The 21,118-nt window shown below is 66.0% G+C and carries 23 protein-coding genes and 1 riboswitch; of the genes, 15 read left to right on the top strand and 8 right to left on the bottom strand.

Annotated elements, in window-relative coordinates:
• Positions 1–18 precede the first annotated feature (18 nt).
• From ACYVHK_RS19070 to ACYVHK_RS19060, 3 genes are all read left to right on the top strand, one after another.
• On the top strand, positions 19–426 hold the full coding sequence (locus ACYVHK_RS19070) for a CidA/LrgA family protein (protein WP_460535364.1): 408 nt from the start codon (positions 19–21) through the stop codon (positions 424–426).
• A complete protein-coding gene (locus tag ACYVHK_RS19065; protein ID WP_460535362.1) occupies positions 423–1,112 on the top strand; it encodes an LrgB family protein in 690 nt (229 codons plus the stop codon). The genes ACYVHK_RS19070 and ACYVHK_RS19065 overlap by 4 nt, the downstream gene beginning before the upstream one ends.
• Positions 1,113–1,226: 114 nt before the next feature.
• A complete protein-coding gene (locus tag ACYVHK_RS19060) occupies positions 1,227–2,087 on the top strand; it encodes a sterol desaturase family protein (RefSeq protein ID WP_460535360.1) in 861 nt (286 codons plus the stop codon).
• Positions 2,088–2,165: 78 nt separating this feature from the next.
• Here the strand turns inward: ACYVHK_RS19060 and ACYVHK_RS19055 are convergent, their stop codons facing one another.
• Complete coding sequence (locus ACYVHK_RS19055) at positions 2,166–2,471, bottom strand: hypothetical protein (protein ID WP_460535358.1); 306 nt, start codon at positions 2,469–2,471, stop codon at positions 2,166–2,168.
• A gap of 128 nt (positions 2,472–2,599) precedes the next feature.
• Positions 2,600–2,787: riboswitch (cobalamin riboswitch) on the top strand.
• A 170-nt stretch (positions 2,788–2,957) separates the two neighbouring features.
• Here ACYVHK_RS19055 and ACYVHK_RS19050 point away from each other — a divergent pair.
• From ACYVHK_RS19050 to cobS, 12 genes are read left to right on the top strand one after another with little or no spacing between them, the layout of a single operon-like run.
• Positions 2,958–4,817 (top strand): TonB-dependent receptor family protein, encoded by a 1,860-nt coding sequence (locus ACYVHK_RS19050; protein WP_460535355.1) that lies wholly within the window; start codon positions 2,958–2,960, stop codon positions 4,815–4,817.
• Positions 4,814–5,347 carry a bifunctional adenosylcobinamide kinase/adenosylcobinamide-phosphate guanylyltransferase gene (gene cobU / locus ACYVHK_RS19045; protein ID WP_460535353.1) on the top strand — a complete coding sequence of 178 codons (534 nt, stop codon included), beginning with the start codon at positions 4,814–4,816 and terminating at the stop codon, positions 5,345–5,347. The genes ACYVHK_RS19050 and cobU overlap by 4 nt, the downstream gene beginning before the upstream one ends.
• Entirely contained in the window at positions 5,344–6,399 is a 1,056-nt protein-coding gene (gene cobT, locus ACYVHK_RS19040) for a nicotinate-nucleotide--dimethylbenzimidazole phosphoribosyltransferase (RefSeq protein ID WP_460535351.1), read from the top strand. Before cobU ends, cobT begins: the two co-directional genes overlap by 4 nt.
• The gene (gene cbiB, locus ACYVHK_RS19035) at positions 6,392–7,327 is read left to right on the top strand and encodes a CobD/CbiB family cobalamin biosynthesis protein (protein ID WP_460535349.1); all 936 of its coding nucleotides are present in this window, start codon (positions 6,392–6,394) and stop codon (positions 7,325–7,327) included. Before cobT ends, cbiB begins: the two co-directional genes overlap by 8 nt.
• On the top strand, positions 7,315–8,349 hold the full coding sequence (gene cobD / locus ACYVHK_RS19030; protein WP_460535347.1) for a threonine-phosphate decarboxylase: 1,035 nt from the start codon (positions 7,315–7,317) through the stop codon (positions 8,347–8,349). The genes cbiB and cobD overlap by 13 nt, the downstream gene beginning before the upstream one ends.
• Positions 8,346–8,948, top strand: coding sequence for a cob(I)yrinic acid a,c-diamide adenosyltransferase (gene cobO / locus ACYVHK_RS19025; protein WP_460535345.1), 603 nt, complete (start codon positions 8,346–8,348; stop codon positions 8,946–8,948). Before cobD ends, cobO begins: the two co-directional genes overlap by 4 nt.
• On the top strand, positions 8,942–9,826 hold the full coding sequence (locus ACYVHK_RS19020; protein WP_460535342.1) for a cobalamin-binding protein: 885 nt from the start codon (positions 8,942–8,944) through the stop codon (positions 9,824–9,826). The genes cobO and ACYVHK_RS19020 overlap by 7 nt, the downstream gene beginning before the upstream one ends.
• Positions 9,823–10,815, top strand: coding sequence for a FecCD family ABC transporter permease (locus ACYVHK_RS19015; RefSeq protein ID WP_460535340.1), 993 nt, complete (start codon positions 9,823–9,825; stop codon positions 10,813–10,815). Before ACYVHK_RS19020 ends, ACYVHK_RS19015 begins: the two co-directional genes overlap by 4 nt.
• Positions 10,812–11,585 (top strand): ABC transporter ATP-binding protein, encoded by a 774-nt coding sequence (locus ACYVHK_RS19010; RefSeq protein WP_460535338.1) that lies wholly within the window; start codon positions 10,812–10,814, stop codon positions 11,583–11,585. Before ACYVHK_RS19015 ends, ACYVHK_RS19010 begins: the two co-directional genes overlap by 4 nt.
• Positions 11,582–12,103 (top strand): histidine phosphatase family protein, encoded by a 522-nt coding sequence (locus ACYVHK_RS19005; RefSeq protein ID WP_460535335.1) that lies wholly within the window; start codon positions 11,582–11,584, stop codon positions 12,101–12,103. Before ACYVHK_RS19010 ends, ACYVHK_RS19005 begins: the two co-directional genes overlap by 4 nt.
• Positions 12,104–12,119: 16 nt before the next feature.
• Positions 12,120–13,577 carry a cobyric acid synthase CobQ gene (locus tag ACYVHK_RS19000; protein ID WP_460535333.1) on the top strand — a complete coding sequence of 486 codons (1,458 nt, stop codon included), beginning with the start codon at positions 12,120–12,122 and terminating at the stop codon, positions 13,575–13,577.
• On the top strand, positions 13,574–14,308 hold the full coding sequence (gene cobS, locus ACYVHK_RS18995; RefSeq protein ID WP_460535331.1) for an adenosylcobinamide-GDP ribazoletransferase: 735 nt from the start codon (positions 13,574–13,576) through the stop codon (positions 14,306–14,308). Before ACYVHK_RS19000 ends, cobS begins: the two co-directional genes overlap by 4 nt.
• A gap of 246 nt (positions 14,309–14,554) precedes the next feature.
• Here cobS and ACYVHK_RS18990 read toward each other — a convergent pair whose 3' ends face one another.
• From ACYVHK_RS18990 to ACYVHK_RS18960, 7 genes are all read right to left on the bottom strand, one after another.
• Positions 14,555–15,388 carry a lipase secretion chaperone gene (locus ACYVHK_RS18990; RefSeq protein WP_460535328.1) on the bottom strand — a complete coding sequence of 278 codons (834 nt, stop codon included), beginning with the start codon at positions 15,386–15,388 and terminating at the stop codon, positions 14,555–14,557.
• 156 nt (positions 15,389–15,544) lie between these two features.
• Positions 15,545–16,474 carry a triacylglycerol lipase gene (locus ACYVHK_RS18985; protein ID WP_460535326.1) on the bottom strand — a complete coding sequence of 310 codons (930 nt, stop codon included), beginning with the start codon at positions 16,472–16,474 and terminating at the stop codon, positions 15,545–15,547.
• A 409-nt stretch (positions 16,475–16,883) separates the two neighbouring features.
• Positions 16,884–17,681 carry an inositol monophosphatase family protein gene (locus tag ACYVHK_RS18980; RefSeq protein WP_460535324.1) on the bottom strand — a complete coding sequence of 266 codons (798 nt, stop codon included), beginning with the start codon at positions 17,679–17,681 and terminating at the stop codon, positions 16,884–16,886.
• A 103-nt stretch (positions 17,682–17,784) separates the two neighbouring features.
• Positions 17,785–18,327, bottom strand: a complete 543-nt coding sequence (locus tag ACYVHK_RS18975; RefSeq protein WP_460535322.1) for a response regulator transcription factor — start codon at positions 18,325–18,327, stop codon at positions 17,785–17,787.
• The gene (locus tag ACYVHK_RS18970) at positions 18,324–19,526 is read right to left on the bottom strand and encodes an ActS/PrrB/RegB family redox-sensitive histidine kinase (protein ID WP_460535320.1); all 1,203 of its coding nucleotides are present in this window, start codon (positions 19,524–19,526) and stop codon (positions 18,324–18,326) included. Before ACYVHK_RS18970 ends, ACYVHK_RS18975 begins: the two co-directional genes overlap by 4 nt.
• Before the next feature lie 60 nt (positions 19,527–19,586).
• Positions 19,587–20,288 carry a M48 family metallopeptidase gene (locus tag ACYVHK_RS18965; protein ID WP_460535318.1) on the bottom strand — a complete coding sequence of 234 codons (702 nt, stop codon included), beginning with the start codon at positions 20,286–20,288 and terminating at the stop codon, positions 19,587–19,589.
• Complete coding sequence (locus ACYVHK_RS18960; RefSeq protein ID WP_460535316.1) at positions 20,269–21,036, bottom strand: lysophospholipid acyltransferase family protein; 768 nt, start codon at positions 21,034–21,036, stop codon at positions 20,269–20,271. The genes ACYVHK_RS18965 and ACYVHK_RS18960 overlap by 20 nt, the downstream gene beginning before the upstream one ends.
• Between the last annotated feature and the right edge of the window lie 82 nt (positions 21,037–21,118).

The following is a 21,118-nucleotide window of genomic DNA, read 5'->3' as shown; positions in this document are numbered from 1 at the left end:
GATGCAGGATGCAGTGGTATGCAAAGGCTCGCGCACGCCGGTCTGTTGTTGGGACAGATCTTTTTCTTTGTCGTGGTCTGGCTGGCGTCGGATGCGCTGGCCCGTTACGCCGGCTGGCCGATACCCGGCAGCGTGATCGGCCTGGCGCTGGTCGCGGCGCTGCTGTTCAGCCGGCTGCTGCCCAGCCGCTATGTACAGCGCGGCGCCGACTGGCTGCTGGCCGAAATGCTGCTGTTCTTCATACCGCCCGTCGTGGCCGTGGTGAACTTCGGACCCCTGATCGCCAGCCAGGGTTGGCGTTTGCTGGCAGTCCTGCTGCTAGGCATGCTGGTCGTCATGATAGGCACCGGCCTGGTGGTGGACTGGGTATTCCATTACGAACGGCGCCGGCATGCCCAGGCAGCGGGCCGGGGGGATGGATCATGAGCCCTACCGTGCTCGCCGCCCTCTGCTTTGCCGTGACCGTCGCCTGCTACTATCTCGGCAAATACGCCTACGCCCGCTGGCAAAAGCCCTGGCTGCTGCCGTTAGTGACCGTGCCGGCGCTACTGATCCTGCTGGTGGTATTGAGCGGCATCCCCTACTCGATCTATTTCGCCGATACCCGCTGGCTGGTCTGGTTGCTGGGGCCTGCGACCGTCGCCTTTGCCCTGCCCATCTATCATCAGCGTGAACTATTGCGCCGCTACCCGCTGTCGCTCGCCGCCGGCGTGCTGGTCGGCGTCCTGCTGGGCCTGGCCTCGTCCTGGCTGCTGGCCCGCCTGTTCCACCTGCCCGATGAAGTCGCCCGCAGCCTGCTGCCACGCTCGGTCTCCACCCCCTTCGCCCTGCTCGCGACCGATGCCTTTGGTGGCTCACGGCAACTGACCGGCCTGTTCGTCATCATCACCGGCGTGTTCGGCATGGTGCTGGGCGAGGGCATGCTGGTCCTGCTGGGACTGCGCTCCAAACTGGCCCGGGGTGCCCTGTTCGGCGCCGCCGCGCATGCCGCGGGGACGGTCAAGGCGCGCGAGATCGGTTCGGAAGAAGGGGCTGTCGCCAGCCTGGTGATGATGTTCGCCGGCATCCTGATGGTGCTGCTGGCACCCTGGTTTGCACACTGGGTTACCTGAAACGCCACACTCTGGTGACGTCGGTCAGATTACCCATCGTTTTAGTTGCAGTGCGGCATGACTTTGCGAGTCCAAGCAGGCAGCATGCGTTATCTATCGCTTGCTTGAAGAATCATGGAACTTGGTTTCGATCCCGGACTAGTGCTACTGGCACTGGCACCTGTTTTTCTGATCTGCATAGCCTGGGAAGCCTGGTACTGGCACAAGCGTGGCGTGGCCAAGTATTCGCTGACCGACTCGCTATCCAACGCCGGCCTGGCCCTGATGCATCAGGGCGCCGACCTGGTAGCCACCCTGCTGTTCATCAAGACCGCCTATACCTGGGCCTGGCAACACGGCCTGCACGCCTTTCCCAACACGGTCTGGAGCGTGCTGGGCGCTTTCCTGATCCAGGACTTTCTCTACTATTTCTTCCACCGTGCCAGCCACCGGGTACGCTGGCTGTGGGCTAGTCATGTCACCCATCATTCGAGTGAGCGGCTGAACCTCTCTACCGCCTTCCGGCAAAGCCTGACCTATCCGATCTCCGGCATGTGGCTGTTCTGGCTGCCCATGGCCTGGCTGGGCTTTGCCCCCGATCTGGTCATCCTGGTCGTCGGCCTCAACCTCGCCTTCCAGTTCTTTGTGCATACCGAGGCCATCGGCAAGCTCGGCTGGATCGAACATATCTTCAATACACCGTCCCACCATCGCGTCCATCACGCCAAGAACCCGCAATACATTGATCGCAACTACGCCGGCGTACTGATCATCTGGGACAAGCTGTTCGGCAGCTACGTGGAGGAAGAAGAAACCCCACGCTACGGTATCGTCGTGCAGGTCAAGGGCCACAACCCGATCAAGCTGACCTTCCACGAATGGATCGCCATGTTCCGCGCCGTCTGGCGCGACAAGGACCCACGCCATCTGTGGAAACCACCCGAGTGGGCCGAGAAGGCCACGGAGCACACCGATCAGGCCACCAGCGTCAGTTAAGACACGACCGAGCATGGCAGGTGGAAAACAAAAGGGCGCCTTTGGCGCCCTTTGCTTATTGCTGACAAGCCGGATCAGCTAATCATAGGGCTCTTCATCATTGGCATCGGCGGCCTGGGCGCGCTCGCTCGGCACGCCAAAGGCGGTCAGGATGAAGTCGTAGCGGCTAGCATCGAGCTGCTCGGCCACGTAGGGCTGTAGCGCGGCAAGCTTGTCCTCAGTCAGGAAGTAGGAAAGCAGCATGTCCGGGTCGGGGCGCTGCTGTTCGGCTGCGAACAACTGCAACAGCCGGATCGGCGAGACGGTATCCGCCACCGGCCAATGACCGATCAAGGCGCCATCCATGCCCTTGTCCCACACCTCTATGGCTCGTTTGATCTGCATGGCTATCCCCGTTTCGGTTTCATCGGCCAGCTTACGTGGCGCATCCATTTTGCTCAAGCACCGTCCAGCCACCCAGGCTCTATAAGGATATTCCACAATGAGTGCGCCGACGCTGGCAGACACAGGGTAAAATCCAGCCTCTCCAAGGTGCTGGCTCATTGAGCCGGTTAAACGGGAAACAGGTGCGATTCCTGTGCTGTCCCTGCAACGGTAAGCAAGTGTGGGTCGGTCATGAAAGCCACTGCGAGCACGCTCGTGGGAAGGCGGCCGATCAAGTCTTGCAAGCCCGGATACCGGCCTTAGGGTTCTGTCATGCCGCGCACACGCCGGCTACCGCCGCCCAGGCAGGCAGAAAACATAGACGCGCGGCAGGGTGCACGCAGCGGGTGTGAGCCACGCTGCAACCGCAGCCCGCGTTTATTCCTGCCTGGGTCTTCCTGCCGCCATTCCCTCGTCAGCCGACGAGACTGGTTTCAGGAGAACCGCATGTCCAGCCGTAAACAACGCCTCATTCCCTTCGCCTTGACGGCCCTCGCCGCCAGCCTGCACGGCTTCGCCGCAGAAGCACCGCAAAACACCGACGCCGTGGTGGTCACCGCCGCCCGGCTGCCGCAGCTGCAGCGCGAAGTGATCGGCGATGTCACGGTCCTGACCCGCGAGGACCTGGATCGTTATCGAGGCGAGACCCTGGCCGACGTACTGCCCAGCCAGCCTGGCGTCCAGATCATCAGCAACGGTGGCCCCGGCAAATCGACCAGCGTGTTCCTGCGCGGCACCAACGCCCAGCACACCCTCGTCCTGATCGACGGCGTCCGCTACGGTTCGGCCACCCTGGGCAGCGCCGCGATCCAGCATCTGCCGCTGAACCAGATCGAGCGCATCGAAATCCTGCGCGGCCCGGCCGCCAGCCTCTACGGTGCCGATGCCATCGGTGGCGTCATCCAGGTATTTACCCGCAAGGGCGGCAAGGCAGGGCAGGCCTCGGTCGAGATCGGTGCCGGCAACCAGGGTACCTATGACCTGAGCGCCAACCTCAGCGGCGGCACCGATGCCACCCGCTACGCCATCGGCGTGGCCCACAGCAAGACCGATGGCGTCAGCGCCATCGCCAACCCCAAGAACGCCAGCTACAACCCGGACCGCGACGGCTACCGCAACACCAGCCTGAGCGCCTCCCTGAGCCACAAGCTCGACAGCCGCAACGAACTGGGCGGCAGCATCCTGCTGGCTGATGAACACAACCAGTACGACAGCAGCTACCCCAGCAAGAACTACGACTATCGCGACCAGGGCGTGCAGGCCAGCGCCACCGTGTGGAGCCGCCATCAGTTGAGCGATGCCTGGACCGCCCGCCTGCAGCTTGGTGTGAGTGAGGACAACAGCGCCAACTTCGGCCCGGTATCGACCACCGACCTGAGCGACCTCAAGAGCGAGATCAACACCCGCCAGACCCAGTTCAGCTGGCAAAACGATGTGAAGCTGGGTCTGGGCACCGCAACCCTGGGCCTGGAAACGCTGCAGCAGAAGGTCAGCGGCGATACCGTCTACGACGTCAGCCAACGCCGCGTCAACAGCCTGTTCGGCGGCTACCTGGCCCGCGTCGGCAGCGCCACCGTGCAGACCAACCTGCGCTGGGATGACAACTCGCAGTTTGGCGACCACACCAGTGGCACCGTGGGCCTGAGCTGGCAGTTGGCACCAAGCTGGCAGGTAGGCGGCAGTGTCGGCACCGGTTTCCGCGCACCGACCTTCAACGAGCTCTACTACCCGGGCTTCGGCAACCCTACCCTCAAACCCGAGGAATCCACCAGTGCCGAAGCCTTTGCCCGCTTCAAGGATGGCGCGCTGAGCAGCAGCCTGACGCTGTACCGCAACGAAGTGCGTGACCTGCTGCAGTACGACGCCGCCACTTTCAGTACCGGCAACATCGGTCGTGCCACGCTGGAAGGCGCCACCTGGCAAGCTGAATGGCAGCAGGATGCGTGGCTCGTCGGCGGCCATATCGACTGGCTGAACGCGCGCGATACTTCCGGCGGCAGCACCGACGGCAAACAGCTGGCACGTCGTGCCCGCCAATCCGCCACGGTCTACACCGGCGTGCAGTGGGGCGACGTAGAGTCGCGTATCGAAGTGCAGACCCAGGGCAAGCGCTACAACAATGCCGCCAACACCCAGCGTCTGGGTGGCTACGCGCTGACCAACCTGTCCGCGACCTGGCAGGTCGCCCCGGAATGGCAGCTCAATGCCCGCATCAACAACCTGTTTGACCGCGACTACACCCTGGTGACCGACTACGGCACCGTGGGCCGTACCGCACTGCTGAGCGTGCGCTGGCAGCCCAAGTGACCACCGAGCTGATACTCGGTGGGGCGCGCAGCGGCAAGAGCCGCTACGCGCTGAACCAGGCACTGGCCCATCAAGGGCCAGTGTGCTGGCTCGCCACGGCCGAGGCCCACGACGCCGAGATGCTGACGCGCATTACCCGGCATCGCGCCGAGCGGCCTGCTCACTGGCACAGCGTCGAGGCGCCGCTGCACTTGGCGGCGGCGCTCAAGGCCCGGCAGGGCCAATACGTGGTGGTCGATTGCCTGACACTGTGGCTCTCGAACTGGCTATGCCGCGATACACCCGCTGAATGGGCCGTGGAGCGCGAGGCCTTGCTGCGGGCGGTCGCCGCCCATGGCGCCCCGCTGCTGCTGGTCAGCAATGAAGTTGGTTACGGCATCGTGCCGGACAATGCCCTGGCGCGCCTGTTTCGCGACGAGGCCGGTCGGTTGCATCAGGATCTCGCAGCCGAGGTTCCCCTGGTCACCCTGGTCGTGGCCGGCCTGCCCATGCCGGTCAAGCGACCCGCACCCTTCAAGGATTCGCCATGACGACACTCTGGTGGCAGGCCGCCACCCGCCCACTCGATCACGCCGCTGCGACAGCCGCCACCAGCCACCAGGCCACCCTGACCAAGCCGGCCGGCGCGCTGGGCGAGCTGGAACAGCTGGCCATCCGGCTGGCCGCCATGCAGGGCCAGACTTGCCCAAGCCTGCTGCGCCCCTGGATCACCGTCTTCGCCGCCGACCACGGCGTAGCGCAGGCCGGCGTCTCGGCCTACCCCAGTGAAGTCACCGCCCAGATGGTGGCCAATTTCAGCCACGGTGGCGCCGCGATCTGCGTGCTGGCCCGGCAGATCGATGCCCGCTTCGAGGTGGTAGATGTGGGGGTCGCCAGCGATACCAGCCATCTTGCCAGCGTGGTTCAGGCCAAGACCGTGTCCGGAACCGATAATTTCCTGCATGGCCCAGCCATGCAGCCTGTCACGCTGGCCGCCGCACTGCTGGCAGGCCAGGCGGCAGCGCAGCGCGCATTGGCCGCAGGCAGCGATTGCTTTATCGGCGGCGAGATGGGCATAGGCAATACCAGCAGCGCCAGCGCACTCGCCGCTGCGTGGCTGGGCGTGGATGTCGGTGAACTGGTCGGCCCTGGCACCGGGCTCGATCCAGCTGCCGTATTGCGCAAGGCTGCGCTGCTACAGGGCGCACTGACGCTACATGCTGGCCAGCTCGATACCCCGCTGGAGGTGCTCGCCACGCTGGGCGGTTGCGAAATCGCCGCCCTGGCCGGTGCCTACATCGCCTGCGCCCAGGCAGGTCTACCGGTGCTGGTCGACGGCCTGATCAGCAGTGTCGCCGCCATGGCGGCCTGCCGGCTCAATCCCGGCACGCTGAACTGGCTGCTGTTCGCACATCAGTCCGCCGAGCCAGCCCATGCACGAGTATTGCAGGCGCTTGGCGGCAAACCCCTACTGCAACTGGGCATGCGCCTGGGCGAAGGCAGCGGTGCGGCGACGGCCTTCCCCCTGCTGCAGCTGGCCTGTGCGCTACATGGCCAGATGGCAACCTTCGAACAGGCCGGTGTCAGCGACCGCGATGCTTGAACTGGCACCCGCCCACTGGCTTGCGGCCCTACTGACCGGCCTGTTGCTGGAAGCACTGCTGGGTGAACCACGCCGCTGGCATCCGCTGGTCGGCTTCGGTCGCCTGGCCAACCACCTTGAGCAGCGCCTGAACCGGGGCGGTTCACGGCTGGTGGCCGGTGCCGTCGCGTGGGTCTTGCTGCTGGGCGCCAGCCTGGCCGGCTTTGCCCTGCTGCATAGCGCACTGCCCGCAGCCTGGGCCTGGCTGGCCGATGGACTGGCACTCTGGTTCGCGCTCGGTGCCCGCAGCCTGCAAGAACATGTGGTCGCCATCCTGCGTCCGCTACGCGCCGGCGACCTGCCCCTGGCCCGTAGCCAGTTGTCGCGCATCGTCAGCCGCGACTGCGGCACGCTCGATCGTGAAGGCATCAGCAAGGCCGCGCTGGAATCCACGCTGGAAAATGGCGCCGACGCCATCTTCGCCAGCCTGTTCTGGTTCGCCCTGCTCGGCGGCTATGGCGTGCTGTTGCACCGCCTGGCCAATACGCTGGATGCGATGTGGGGCTATCGGACCCCACAGTTTCTCTACTTCGGCCGCTGTGCCGCCCGCGCCGACGATGTAATCAACTGGCTGCCCGCCCGCCTGACCGCCCTGAGCTACGCCCTCCTGGGCCGGACCCGGCTGGCGTGGCAGTGCTGGCAGCGCCAGGCACCACAGTGGGACAGCCCCAATGCCGGCCCGGTGATGGCCGCCGGGGCGGGTGCCCTGTCGGTACAGCTCGGTGGCGGCGCCTGCTATCACGGTGCCTGGGAGGAGCGGCCCAGCCTGGGTCAGGGCCCGGCGCCGAGAGCCACCGACCTGCAGCGGGGCCTGCAGTTGGTGCAGCGCACGGTACTGTTGTGGGTCACCATCTTGATTGTCCTGGGGCTCTGTCGATGGCTGGCCTGAGCCCACAGCACGGCGGCGACCTGCAGCGTGCCATTGCAGCATACGGCGGCACGGCCGAAGACTGGCTGGACTGCTCGAGCGGCATCGCGCCCTATGCCTACCCGCTACCGGCCGTGCCAACCGCCATCTGGCAGCGCCTGCCGGAGCAGGACGCCACCCTGCTGAGCGCCGCTGCCGGCTACTACGGCACCGACCAGCTGCTGGCGCTGCCCGGCAGCCAGGCTGCCATCTCGCTGCTGCCCCAGTTGCGCCGCCCTGGCGGCCGGGTTGCGGTGATCGCGCCGGCCTATGCCGAACATGCCTGGCAGTGGCAGCAGCATGGTCACGCCGTATTGCAGCTGGCGCCTGAGGCCGTCGATGCGCAACTGCCCATGCTCGACGTGCTGGTAGTGGTCAACCCCAACAATCCGTCGGCCCGCCAGTTGCCAGCGCAACAACTGCTCGCCTGGCGCGAACAACTGGCAACCCGCGGCGGCTGGCTGATCGTGGACGAGGCCTTTGCCGATATCGCGCCGGCGCAGAGCCTGCTGCCCCACATCGGCCTGCCCGGCCTGATCATCTTGCGCTCGGTCGGCAAATTCTTTGGCCTGGCCGGCATACGGCTGGGCTTTGCCGCTGCCGAGACCGCCGTGCTGCGGGCCTTGCAACTGCGGCTCGGTCCCTGGGCCGTGAGCGCACCCGCTCAATGGGCTGGCGCGCTGGCACTGGCCGACTCGGCCTGGCAGCAACAACAGCAAGCGCGTCTGCAAGCCGACAGCCACTGGCTGCTCCAGATCCTGGCCGAAGCCGGCCTGCCCAGCGACGCGCATATCCCGCTGCTGCACTGGTGCCCGACCGGACTCGCGAGCGAATGGCAGGCGGCGCTGGCACGGCAGCGTATCTGGAGCCGCCGCTTCGACGGACTGGCCGGGCTGCGCCTCGGCCTGCCGGACCGGCAACGGCACCCGCTATTCAAACAACGCCTGCTGGCCGCCAGTGCGGCCATGCGCAAGGCTCACCCCACCCTGATGGAGTCCTTATGAGTGCAGACCTCGAACGCAATGCCCGCCACGCCGCCCGTATGGCGCGCAAAAAAGCCCTGATCGACGCCAAGATCGCCGAAGCCAACCTCGATACCGGCGTGCTGCTGGTGCTGACCGGCAATGGCAAGGGCAAATCCTCATCGGCCTTCGGCATGGTGGCGCGCGCCATCGGTCATGGCATGAAGGTCGGCGTGGTGCAGTTCATCAAGAACCGGACCGACACGGGCGAGGAGGCCTTCCTCGGCCAGCATTGTGAATGGCATGTCATGGGCGACGGCTTTACCTGGGATACCCAGAACCGCGAGGCCGATACCGCACGCTCCGAGACCGCCTGGGCCATGGCTGCCCGCATGCTTGCCGACCCGAGCTACGACCTGGTGGTACTCGACGAGCTGACCTATTGCCTGAGCTACGGCTACCTGGACAAAGCACGCGTGATCGCCGATCTCGACTCGCGCCCCGAGATGCAGCACGTGGTCGTGACCGGCCGGGCGGCGGTGGATGAGCTGCGCGAGATCGCCGATACCGTGTCGGTCATCGATAACGAAAAGCACGCCTTCAAGGCCGGCATCAAGGCGCAGCGAGGTCTGGAATGGTAAGCACCCAGCACCGCCGCCGCTGGGGTCTGCTATTGCTGGCCGGCCTGCTGTGCAGCGCCAAAGCCGCGGTGACAGTCCAGGACGACCAGGGCAGGACCGTCACCCTGGCCCAGCCGGCCCAGCGCATCATCAGCCTGGCACCGCACCTGACCGAGCACCTGTATGCGATCGGCGCCGGCAAGCAGATCGTCGGCGCGACCAATTTCAGCGACTACCCGGCCGCGGCGAAGGCGCTGCCGCGGGTGGGGGGCTACAACAGCTTCGACCTGGAAAAGATCCGTGCGCTCAAGCCCGACCTGATCATCGCCTGGCCCAGCGGCAACCCCGCCCGACAGCTGGAGCAGATCGAGACCCTGGGTATACCAGTGTTCTACGACAAGGCACAGAAGCTGCCCCAGGTGCCGACCGTGATGGAGCGGCTTGGCGTGTTGACCGGCCAGGATGCCGGCGCCAAGGCAGCCGCTACGGCATTCCGCAGCCACCTCGCCAACCTGGAGGCACGCTACGCCGGCAGGAAGACGGTGCGCGTGTTCTACCAGGTATGGGACCGGCCACTGATGACCATCAACCGCGACCAGATCATCTCCGACGTCATGCGTGTCTGCGGCGCCGAGAACGTGTTTGCCGACCTGCCCAGCGTGGCACCGACGGTGGACGAGGAGGCCGTGCTGGTCGCCAATCCGTCGTTGATCGCCACCAGCGGCGAAGCGACCAACAAGGTCAGCTGGCTGGACCGCTGGCGGCGCTTTCCCAGGCTGGCGGCCAACGCCAGGCAGCAGCTCTACATCCTGCCGCCCGACCTGCTGAGCCGCATGGGGCCACGCCTGGTGGACGGTGCCGAGGCGCTGTGCCAGGTGGTTGAGAAGGCCCGCCAGTGAGCCTGCGAACGCCACTGAGCTATCGACGGCTGCTATTGACGCTGCTGGCCTTGCTGCTGCTGACCGGCCTGCTGCTGACCGCCAGCCTGTGCCTGGGCAGCACCGCCTATCGCCCTTGGCAGCTCTGGGACGACAGTGCCGACAACCTGCTGGTCAGGGACGTGGTGCTGTCACTGCGATTGCCGCGCAGCCTGGCGGCCCTGGGGGTCGGTGGCCTGCTTGCCATGGCCGGCCTGCTGCAACAGATCCTGCTGCGCAATCCGCTGGCCGAGCCCTATGTGCTGGGCACCTCCGGCGGGGCCAGTGTCGGCGCGCTGACAGCCCTGCTGCTCGGGGCTGGTACTTTCAGCATCGCGGTCTCCGCCGGTGGCGGCGCCCTGGCCACCACCCTGCTGGTGTTCATCCTGGCTCGCCAGGACCATTCCAGCCAGCAGGCGCGGCTGCTGCTGACCGGCATCGCACTGGCGTCCTTTGCCTCGGCACTCAGCTCGCTGTTGCTAAGCCTGGCACCGGAGGGCCTGCTGCGCGGCATGGTCTTCTGGATGCTCGGCGACCTGGCCGGCGCCTACTGGCCCACCGCGATGATCACGCTGGCCGCCCTGCTGCTCCTGCTGTGGCCTTGGGCGCGGGAGCTGAACGTCATGAGCCACGGCCGCGAAGCCGCGCATGCCCTGGGTGCGCATACTCAGCGCCTGCAGTGGCTGCTGTATTTCTGCTCGGCGGCGGCCACCGCCGTCGCCGTCACGACCGCGGGGATGATCGGCTTTATCGGCCTGATCGTGCCGCATGCCCTGCGCTTGCTGCTGGGCCAGGATATTCGCCTGCTGCTGCCGGCCAGCGCGCTGGGCGGGGGCTGCGTACTGCTGGCAGCGGACATCGCCTCGCGTATCGCGCTGGCGCCGCAGCAGTTGCCCGTCGGCGTGGTCACGTCCATCGCGGGCGTGCCGGTGTTCCTGTGGCTGCTGCAGCAGCGCGGAGGCCGCCGATGAGCTTGCTGAAGGTCACCGGACTGACCCTGCAACAGGGCGAACGCATCTTGTGCGAGTCGCTCACGCTCGATATCCAGCCTGGCGAGCGCTGGCTGGTCCTGGGTGAGAACGGTTGCGGCAAGAGCAGCCTGCTCGCGGCCCTGACCGGCTGGCAGCCCGTCGTCAGCGGCGAGATCGCGCTCGCCGGCCGGCCGCTATCCGCTTGGTCACGCCGACAGCGGGCACAGCAGATGGCCTGGCTGATGCAGCAGGACGACATCGCCTTCCCGCTGACGGTGCTGGAAAAAGCGCTGACGGGGCGCCACCCCCATCTCGGCCGCTGGGACTGGGAAAGCGCCGAAGACCAGCAACTGGCCCAGGCCCAGTTGGCAAGGCTGGATCTCGCCACCTTGGCCCACCGCGATCTCGCCACGCTGTCAGGCGGCGAGCGACGCCGCGCCGGACTCGCGGCTACCTTGGCCCAGCAAGCGCCGTTGCTGCTGCTCGACGAACCACTGTCGCAGCTGGACCTGCGCCACCAGCAACAGGCACTGGCCGTACTGGCGGAAGAAACCACCCAGGGTCGCAGCCTGCTGCTGGTCAGCCACGACCCCAACCATGCGCACGATTTCGCCAGCCATGTCCTGCTGCTGTTCGGCGATGGCCGCTGGCTGGCCGGCCCGGTGGCCGATACCCTGAACAGCGACAACCTGAGCGCCCTCTACCGCCATCCGGTCCGCAGCATGGCGGTGGATGGTCATCCCTGGTTCCTGCCGGGCACCAGCACATGACGCCCTTGATCCTGCTTCGCCATACCCCCTGTCATGCCAGCGCCGGGCGCTGCTATGGCCGGCTGGATCTGGCCGCAGAGCGGGCGCCGCTGCGCCAGGCTGCCCGCATGCTGCGCGGCGAGCTACCCAATTGGCCGCTCTACTGCAGCCCGGCCCGTCGCTGCTTGGCGTTGGCCCGGCAACTCGCCCCGCGGGCACGCGTGCTGGCGGAGTTGCAGGAACTGGATTTTGGCCGCTGGGAGGGATTGCCCTGGGCGGATATTCCCAGGACCGAGCTGGATGCCTGGGCTGCCGATCTTTGGCACTATCGGGCGGGCGGCGGGGAGTCGGCCTCCGATCTGCTGGCCCGCTGGCAATCGGCTTGCCGGCACCTACGGCAGGAAGCCGCCGAGGGTGCCATCCTGGTGACTCACGCCGGCCTGATACGGCTGGCCCTGGCCGAGTCCGGCCAGTTGCCGGAAGCCGAACGCTGGTCCGCCCCCATCGCACATGCCCAGCCCTATCGCATAACGATTTGATGCAAGGAAGTACGCCATGCCCACCCTGATGATACAGGGCTGTACCTCGGACGCCGGCAAGAGCACCCTGGTGGCGGCACTCGGTCGCCTGCTGTACCGGCGAGGCCTGCGGGCCGCCCCGTTCAAACCACAGAACATGGCACTCAATAGCGCGGTGACCGAAGACGGCGGCGAGATCGGCCGGGCGCAGGCCGTCCAGGCCGTCGCCTGCGGTATCGCCGCCCATACCGATCACAATCCGGTCCTGCTCAAGCCCAGCAGTGATTGCCGGGCACAGGTGATCATCCATGGCCACGCCATCGGCAATCTGGATGCGGTCGACTACCACGCCTACAAACAGACGGCCCGTACCGCCGTGTTCGCCTCCTGGCAACGGCTGGCGGCCAAACACGAGTGGGTGGTGGTGGAAGGTGCCGGCAGCCCGGCCGAAGTGAACCTGCGCGCCAACGACATTGCCAATATGGGCTTTGCCGAGGAGGCCGACTGCCCGGTCTGGCTGATCGCCGATATCGACCGGGGTGGCGTGTTCGCCCATATCGTCGGCACGCTGGCCTGCCTGTCGGCGAGCGAGCAGGCGCGCATCCGTGGCTTTATCATCAACCGCTTCCGTGGCGACCTCGCCTTGCTGCAGCCGGGACTGGACTGGCTGGAGGCGCAGACCGGCAAGCCGGTGCTGGCCGTGGTCCCCTATCTGCACGGCCTAGATATCGCGGCCGAAGACGCCGTGCCGCGCGAACCCGGCCATGGCGGCGGCTTCCGCATCGTCATCCTGACCCTGCCGCATATCGCCAACCATACGGATTTCGACCCCCTGCGGCGCCTGCCGGAGGTGGATTGCCGCTATGCCACCCCCAACCAGCCTTTGCCGGCGGCCGATCTCTATATCCTGCCCGGCAGCAAGAACACCCGTGGTGACCTGGCCTGGCTGCGCGCCCAGGGCTGGGACCATGCCATCGCCCGCCACCTGCGCTATGGCGGCAAGCTGATCGGCATCTGCGGCGGCTACCAGATGCTGGGCCAGACCGTGGCCGACCCATTGGGGCTCGAAGGTACGCCAGGCAGCAGCGACGGCCTGGGCTATCTGCCGCTGCATACCGAGCTGGCGGCCGAGAAGCAGCTGCGTAATGTCGTTGGCGAGCTGCGGCTAGGGGAGACGATCAGCCCGGTACAGGGCTACGAGATCCATCACGGCAGCAGCCAGATCCTCAGCGACGACACACCGCTGGTGCGTTTCAGCGATGGGCGCAGCGACGGTCTCTGCACAGCCGACCAACAGGTGCTGGGCAGCTATCTGCATGGCCTGTTCGACAGTCCGGCCGCCTTGCAGTCCCTGCTGGCCTGGGCTGGCCATCACGGCGAAACCGGCAAGGATGCTGGCGATCACCTCGAGCGGGAGCTTGATCGACTGGCCGATGCACTGGAACTTGCGCTGGACTGGGACAAGGCGGCCGAGGCGGGGCTGAGGCTGGCATGATCCGCTTCTGGCTCGCCATCCAGTTTCTGACCCGTCTGCCGACGCCGGCCACGCCCGGCTTCCAGCCCCGACTGTTGGTCGAATCCGCACGCTGGTTCCCGCTGGTCGGCCTGCTGCTCGGCGCCCTGCTCCTGCTCATGGCCTGGCCGGCGGCGTGGCTCGACCCCTGGCTGTCGGCCTGGCTGGTCTTGCTGCTGTGGGTGCTACTGACGGGTGGCCTGCATCTGGACGGGCTGGCCGACCTGGCTGACGGCCTGGGCGCTGCCCACCGTGACCGGGAACGCCTGCTGGCCGTGATGCGCGACCCGCATCTCGGCAGTTTCGGTGTACTGACGCTGATCCTGCAGGCTGCCGGCAAGCTGGTGTTGCTGATGCTGCTGGTCCGCCAGCAACAATGGTGGGCGCTGGTGCTGCTGCCGGCCTGGGCGCGGCTGGGCGTGCTGTACTGGCAAAGCCTGCCCTCCCTGAGCCCTGGCGTTGCCGAAGCCTTCACCTGGCGCATTCCACGCTGGGCACGTCTGCTCTGGCTGCTTGCCCTGCTGGGACTGTCTGCCTGGCTGGCACCCTCGCTATTGCTCGCGCCACTCTGCATCTGGCTGTACCGGCGCTGGCTGCAACAGACACTGGGGGGTGTCAGCGGCGATTGCCTGGGGGCGGGCGTGGAGCTGGTCGAACTGGCCTTGCTGCTGGCCAGTGCCTGCGGAACCGGTCTCTACTGGCTGCTGGCCTGATTGATGAACATATAGTCGGACCGGGAAATAGAGCGGGGCGCCTTATGGACGCCCCACCCTGTTAGCCCGGCACGCGGTGGATCACCCCGGCCAGGCCTATCTCAACAAACGGTCCCGCTCTCGCGGCGGCAAGGCTGCCAGCGTTCCTGGTGAGCTTGCGAACCCGGAACCTGTGCGTGCAGCGTCAGATGAGCATCCGGCTTTGCCGGGTGAGCAGGCGCACTACACCTTTCCCGATCTGCTTACTCATTGTTCATACGCCGACAGGCGCAAGCGCTCGCTGGCGTCGAACTGCGTCTGCCGCAAGGTATCGATCGCAGCCTGGCGCTGCAGCTCGCTCAGGTTGCTGTTGCCACGGATCTCTGCCAACGCCGCCAGGTAGCGGCTGATCCGCTGCTGCCATTCGGTTTCTTCCTTGTCCACGGCGGCCAGTCGCGTCGCTGCCGCCGCGCCGACATTCGCCTCGCGCAAGCGGAAGATGGCCGCATCGTCCGCGCCCTTGGCGCGGGCTGCCGTGACACTGTCGGCCAGGGCCAGGTGCTGTACCGGCGCCTGCCGCAAGGTCAGGATTTCCGGTGGCAGCTGCCGGTCAAGCGCGGCCAGACGCTGCGCCTTGTCACTGGCACTGAGGGCGCCATCGCGACTGATGGCCTGCCGGGCCAGCGCATCGTCGTCATAGCGGTCCTGCCAGCCGAATAGCGCCGCCGTCTCGGCCGTGTTGAAATACTGGCTGCGCAGCTTGCGCACCATCGCCAACCTGGCCTGCAAGGCAGACAAGCCGTCGCCCGCCAGTTTCGGGTCCTGTTCCAGTTGCTGCAGCGCGGTCTTGAATGCCAAATAGCGCTTCAGCAATTGCTTGGCCGCTGCGGCCGCCTTGGCCGGCAAACGCTGGTCCAGGTCAGCTTCGAGACCAGCCACGATCTGCGCCAGTGGTAGCTCACCGACGGCAGCCAGGTGGTAGTCGAACAGGCGTCTGACTTCCTCATCCAGTACCAGCTCACCCCCTACACTACGCCCGCCACCATCGCTGACCGTACCGCCGAACGAGGCCGCCGGCGAGGTCACGGTAGTGTGCGTCATAGGGGACGTCGCGCTACGCGACGCCTGCCACAGTAACAGTAGCGCCGTGACACCGACCAGCATGGCAGTTGCCAGATAACGTTTCGTGTTTCCCGAGTCCATCCTCGTCTCCCGGCAGTGCGCACGCCCACCCCGTTGCCGGGGTGGGCGATCCGCTTACAGTCCAGCGTTCTTCAGCCGGTTGGCTTGTTGTCGGTACAAGGTGACCGGATCAGTCTCGAACAGATGGACCAGACCGAAGAAATGGTTCATTTCGTCGATGTGGTTCATGCGGTAGTTGTCGCGTATCACCTGGCCCAGGTGGCTGGAACAGGTACCGACCAGACCGTCACTGGGGCCGCCGTAGGCCAGCCCGGTCAATGCCATGGCGGCATCGGACGGGTCGAGGATGTTGGTCACGGTACTGCTGCCGCTCCAGGAGTAGTAGCGCACGCCGTTGGCCACGTAGGCGCCTTCGCCGCAGTCGCTGCTCGGCACGCCGCCGGGGAAGCGAACATTGAACTTGGCCATATTGGCCGTTGTCAGCGCACCCAGTGCGGCGACCGGGTCCTGCGGCAGCTGGCTGCCCCCCGAGGCGAGCGAAATCAGCGTCCCCAGCCCCTTGGCGACCGAAGCGGCCAGGCTTTCCGAGATTGAACCCGGCGGCAGGGTGCCACGGGTAATATCGGCAATACGCGAGCCCTTGTTCACCCCGCCCACGCTGGTCACCGAGGCGACCAGCTGCGGTGCGACACCCGCCACATAGCGGATAGTAGGCCCGCCGTGGCTGTGGCCGATCAGGTTGACCTTGCTTGCACCGGTGATGGCCAGCACGTTCTTGACCTGGGCCAGCAGTTGCTCGCCGCGTGCCTCGGTACTGTTGACGGCCGAAACCTGGGCGACATAGACCTTGGCGCCATCCTTCTGCAGTTCGGCGGGGATGCGGTAGAAGTAGTCCACCCCCAGCGCCTGATCAAAGCCGAACAGGCCGTGGACCAGGATGATGGGGTAGCGGGTCTGGGTATAGCCGCTGGAAGCGGCCATTGCCGGTGCCACCGGGGCAAGCAATAGCCCCAGCGCTGCCAGCCATGCAGCGTAACGTTTCATCGATGTTGTCTCCGTTGTGTCGTGCTTGATCCGCCTCATGGGTGGGCGGTAACAACAACGTAGACAAGCATCCGGCAAAAATCTAGAGCAATCGCTCGATAGGTTAAAAAGCCACAGTCAGGGTCGATAGCCCCTGTGATCAGCGCGGTAGGGTGAAGGAGAAGGGGTACAGACGCCGCCCTGCGGACAAGTGGCAGCCCGCGTTCCTGACGCTTGGCGCCTGGAACCCGTGCGTATAAAGCCAAGGGAGAAGTAGGAACGCGGTCGGGGGAAAGCTACTGTGCCAGGCTCCGCAGTCGACCAGCCTCCGGGTGAGCGAGGACCCTGCCGGCTTATGCTGGCTCGCTCCATCGGCCATCTCCGTTGCAGAGATGACCGGATACCTGCACTGGCCAGATCAGGCTGGTTCTCAAAGGTTACATTTAACCCACTTCTGCCACTGCGCGAACAGACCGGGATTGAGCGCGGCCACGACCGAGCGCTGCCAGACGTCATCGTCCCAATAGTCTTCGTGATAGAGGCTGGTCATGCTGCCACCGGCTTCGATCAGCATCAGGCAACCGGCGGCGTAATCCCACAGGCGTTGTCCGCCGTGGACATACAGATCGAAGCGGCCAGCCGCCAGATAGCACCAGTCGAGGGTCGAGGCGCCAAAATTGCGCTGGCTGCCGAATGGCGGCAGGGCCGCCAGCCGCTGTGGCAACTTGCCGCTGAGCCACTTTACCTCCACCCCGGCGATCGCTTCCGGCATCAGCGGCACATGCTGCTTCAGCGGCAGTCGCTGGCCATTCAGGTAGGCGCCCTGCCCCAGCACCGCCGTGAACATCTCGTCGGTCACCGGATTGAAAATGACACCCAGTACCGGCCGGCCGCGTTCCATCAGGGCGATGGAGATGGCGAAGTAAGGCAGGCCATGGAAGAAATTGGTCGTCCCGTCGATGGGATCGATCACCCACAGCTGCTCATGCCCCTCCCAGAGCGCTTCCTGTTCAGCGGCCGTCATCTCCTCACCCAGCACCGGGCAGGGCACGATGGACGGCAGTGCCGCCACCAACGCGTGCTGGGTTTCCACATCCGCCTCGGTGAACAGGGTGCCGTCTTCCTTGCGACTCCCTTTGCCCAGACGCAGGAAACGCGGCATCACCTCCGTTGCCGCCACATGGCGTACGGTCGCGATAAGCTGGTCGAGAAGGGCGGATTCCGGCATGGCGTCAGGCTGCTACGGTGGCACAAGCGGACTATTCTAGCGGACGTGGCGTCGAATACGGCAGCAGCGTCATCCCTAATGCCTGCCTTGTCGTAAGCAAGCCCTAGTCGCGCTCGGGCGGGCTGGGGCTGGGCCGCTTGCCGAGTTTGCGCTGCAAGGTGCGCCGATGCATGTTCAGCGCCCGCGCCGTGGCGCTGATATTGCCCTGGTGCTCGGCCAGCACCTTCTGGATATGCTCCCATTCGAGCCGGTCCATGCTCAGCGGCCTGGATTCCAGCGGCAGAGCGACATCACCTTCCAGCCGGCCGAAGGCCGCGATGATCTCGTCCATGCCGGCCGGCTTGGCGAGGTAGTGCACCGCCCCCAGCTTGATCGCCTCGATGGCGGTGGCAATGCTGGCGTAGCCGGTCAGCATCACGATGCGGCACTGCGGTGCCACGTGCAGCAGCTCGGCAATCAGGCGTAAGCCCGATTCGTCGCCCAGCTTGAGGTCCAGCAGGGCATGCGCAGGTGGCATCAGTGCCGCCTGCTGCAAGGCCTCGGCCACCGAGCCGGCTACCGTCGCCTGCCAGCCCTGGCGCTTGAAGGCCCGCGCCAGCACCATGCCCAGCGCCGCGTCGTCGTCGACGATCAGGATCGTGTTCATGACACCCTCAACAGGATATGCGCACAGGTCCCACCTTGCGGCCGCGGCAACCAGTGCAGCTCACCACCGGCGCGTTCCAGCGCGGAGATCGCCAGCGTGACGCCCATGCCCAGGCCCTGCGTCTGCTGTACCTTGCCGTCAAAGCCCGCGCCGGCATCCTCCAGCCGCAGATGAACCAGGCCGTTCGACCAGTCCAGCGTCAGACGCTGCCAATCCGGGCTGGCATCGGCCGCATTGTCCAGCAAGTTCAACAGCGCCTGCCGCAGCGCAAAGGGCAGGCTCAGCATCGGTGGCACCCCTGCACCCTGCACCACGTATTCGGCCCGTGCCTGCGGCCGGACCAGCCGCCAATCGTCCAGTACCGCCTGCATGGCCACGTCCGCCGCCTGTGGCGCCGGGACGGCCGGATTGGCGCGCAGTCGGCCCAGCTCTGCCCGGCAGGCGCCAAGCTGCTGCTGCATCAGGCGAAGATCGGTCACCAGGGCTTCATCGCTGCTGCGCTCGGCGATCAACTCGTCGACCAGCAAGGTCAGGGTGGCCAGGGGTGTGCCCAAGCGATGGGCAGCGCCGGCTGCCTGGATGGCCAGGCCCATGACCTGCTGCTGACGCAGGCCCGCCTCGCGGGCATCGGCCAGCGCGCGCTCATTGGCACGCAGGTGTCGGCCGATATGGGCCACCAGGCCTGCCACGATCAAGGCCGCGGCCACGAAGGCGAGCCACATGCCCAGGGTATGCAGGAAGAACGCCTGCGTCAGGCCACGCTCGGAGATCGGCAAGGGCTGGTACCAGACCAGCAGCAGGCTGTAGCAGGCCAGCGTCAGCGCCGTCAGCGGCCAGACAAAACGCCCCGGCAGGGTCGCCGCCGCGATGGTGAGCGGTAGCAGGAACAGCGCCGTGAACGGGTTGGTAGCACCACCCAGAAAGAACAGCCACAGCGCGTGGCCGATGATATCCACCGCCAGTTGCCGGGCAATCTCGGCCGCGGGAAGGACGACCCCGTCCCGCGCCAGCCGCAGGCGCCACAGCGACAGGCCGTTGTAGGCCATCAGCAGGAGGCAGAGGAAACCGAGCGTGAACCACGGCACCGGCCAGTCAAAGACAAACAGGGCGCACAGCGTGGCCAGCACATAGGCCGCCACCGTCAGGGCGCGCAGCTGGATCAGGCGGTGCAAAGTCAGGAGCAAGGCAGAGGGCGGCATGGCCGGATTGTATGCGTTCGGCACCCTCGGAGGCTGCGACAGCATGTCGCAGCGGACAGGCTACCAGGCGAAGTAGCGTCCACCTTCGCGCTTGAGCCAGTCGCGTTTCTGCTTCCAGTCCGGGCAGACCGAAGCCACCAGGGCCCAGAAGCGCGGCGAATGGTTGAGTTCCACCAGATGGCACAACTCGTGGATCACCACATAGTCGAGCACCGGCAGCGGTGCCTGCATCAAGCGCCAGTTGAGACGTATCGCACCTTGCGAGGTACAGCTGCCCCAACGCGTGCCGGCGCTGGAGAGCTTGAACTCCGAATAGCGCAGGCCCAGCCTTTCGGCCCATAGGGCCAGCCGCTCGCCCAGGAACTGCCGTGCTTCGCGCCGCATGAGCTTTTCCAGCGCCAGCGGCAGCAGGGCCGGGTCGGCAGTGGCCAGCCGCAGCTCATCGGCCGTCACGCTGCCGCGGCTGTGCCCCAGGCTGACGGTATGCGGTTCGCCCAGCCAGTCCACCGTGCCGCCGGCACCCAGCGGTTCGGCCATGGGGCGACTGGCGACTTCATCGAGCTTGGCGATGATCCAGCCGGCCTTCTGGCGCAGGATGCCATCGAGCTCGGAAAGCGGGAAACGGTTCGGTACGACGACGGTCAGGCCATCACTGCTGATACGCAGCCCCACGCTGGCGCGGGCGGAGCGCTTGAGGGCGACGGCGACCTCGCGGCCAGCCACCGTATAGGTACGTCGGGATTCAGGCAGTGAGCGGGCCATGTACCTGTTCGGGTTGGGTGTTATTCGGCCAGCAAGGGCCAACCCCGCTGATCCTGACCATTTCGGTCTCTATCCAGTTCTCGACTTCGCGCCGGACCTGGTCGGCAGTCTTGCCTTCGGTGGGAATGGCAGGCCCGATGGAGATGGTGCTGACACCGGGATGCTTCAGAAAGCCGTTACGGGGCCAGAACTCACCGGAATTGACGGCCACCGGTACTACCGGCGTTCCCAGGGCAGTGGCCAGCCGTGCGCCACCCTGCTTGTACTTGCCACGCTTGCCGGCGGCGATACGGCTGCCTTCCGGGAAGATCATGATCCAGGCACCGGCCTTGATGCGGGCACTGCCCTGCTCGATCAACTGCCGGCCTGCTTCCGTGCCATTGCCACGATTGATCGCAATCGGCCGGACGCTCCACAAGCCCCAGCCGAAGAACGGTATCCACAACAATTCGCGCTTCACCACCCAGGCGGTAAAGGGCAGCAGGCGCTGCAGGGCCATGGTCTCGAGGGCCGACTGGTGCTTGCTCATCACCACCGCCGCATCCTTGGGCAGATTCTCCACGCCGATCACGTTGGCCTTGAGGCCACAGCTGATTTCCAGCCAACGCAGGGAGAAATGGCTCCAGTAGGTCACCAGCTTGTAGCGTATCCGGTACGGCAGGGGCAGCGCCACCATGCAGGCGACGGCGCAAAGAATGGTATTGAAGGCCCAACCCAGCATGTACAGCATCGAACGTAACCACAACATCGGTATCTATCTCGCTTTTACAAGTCTTGCGCCATCAGGCACGGGTGCATTCGGCAACGACCATGCCTATCGGTCCGTCCCG

It is taken from the genome of Chitinimonas naiadis (assembly GCF_054780835.1).
The sequence above is the reverse complement of the archived record's forward strand: the minus strand, read 5'-3'. Positions and strand labels throughout refer to the sequence as shown.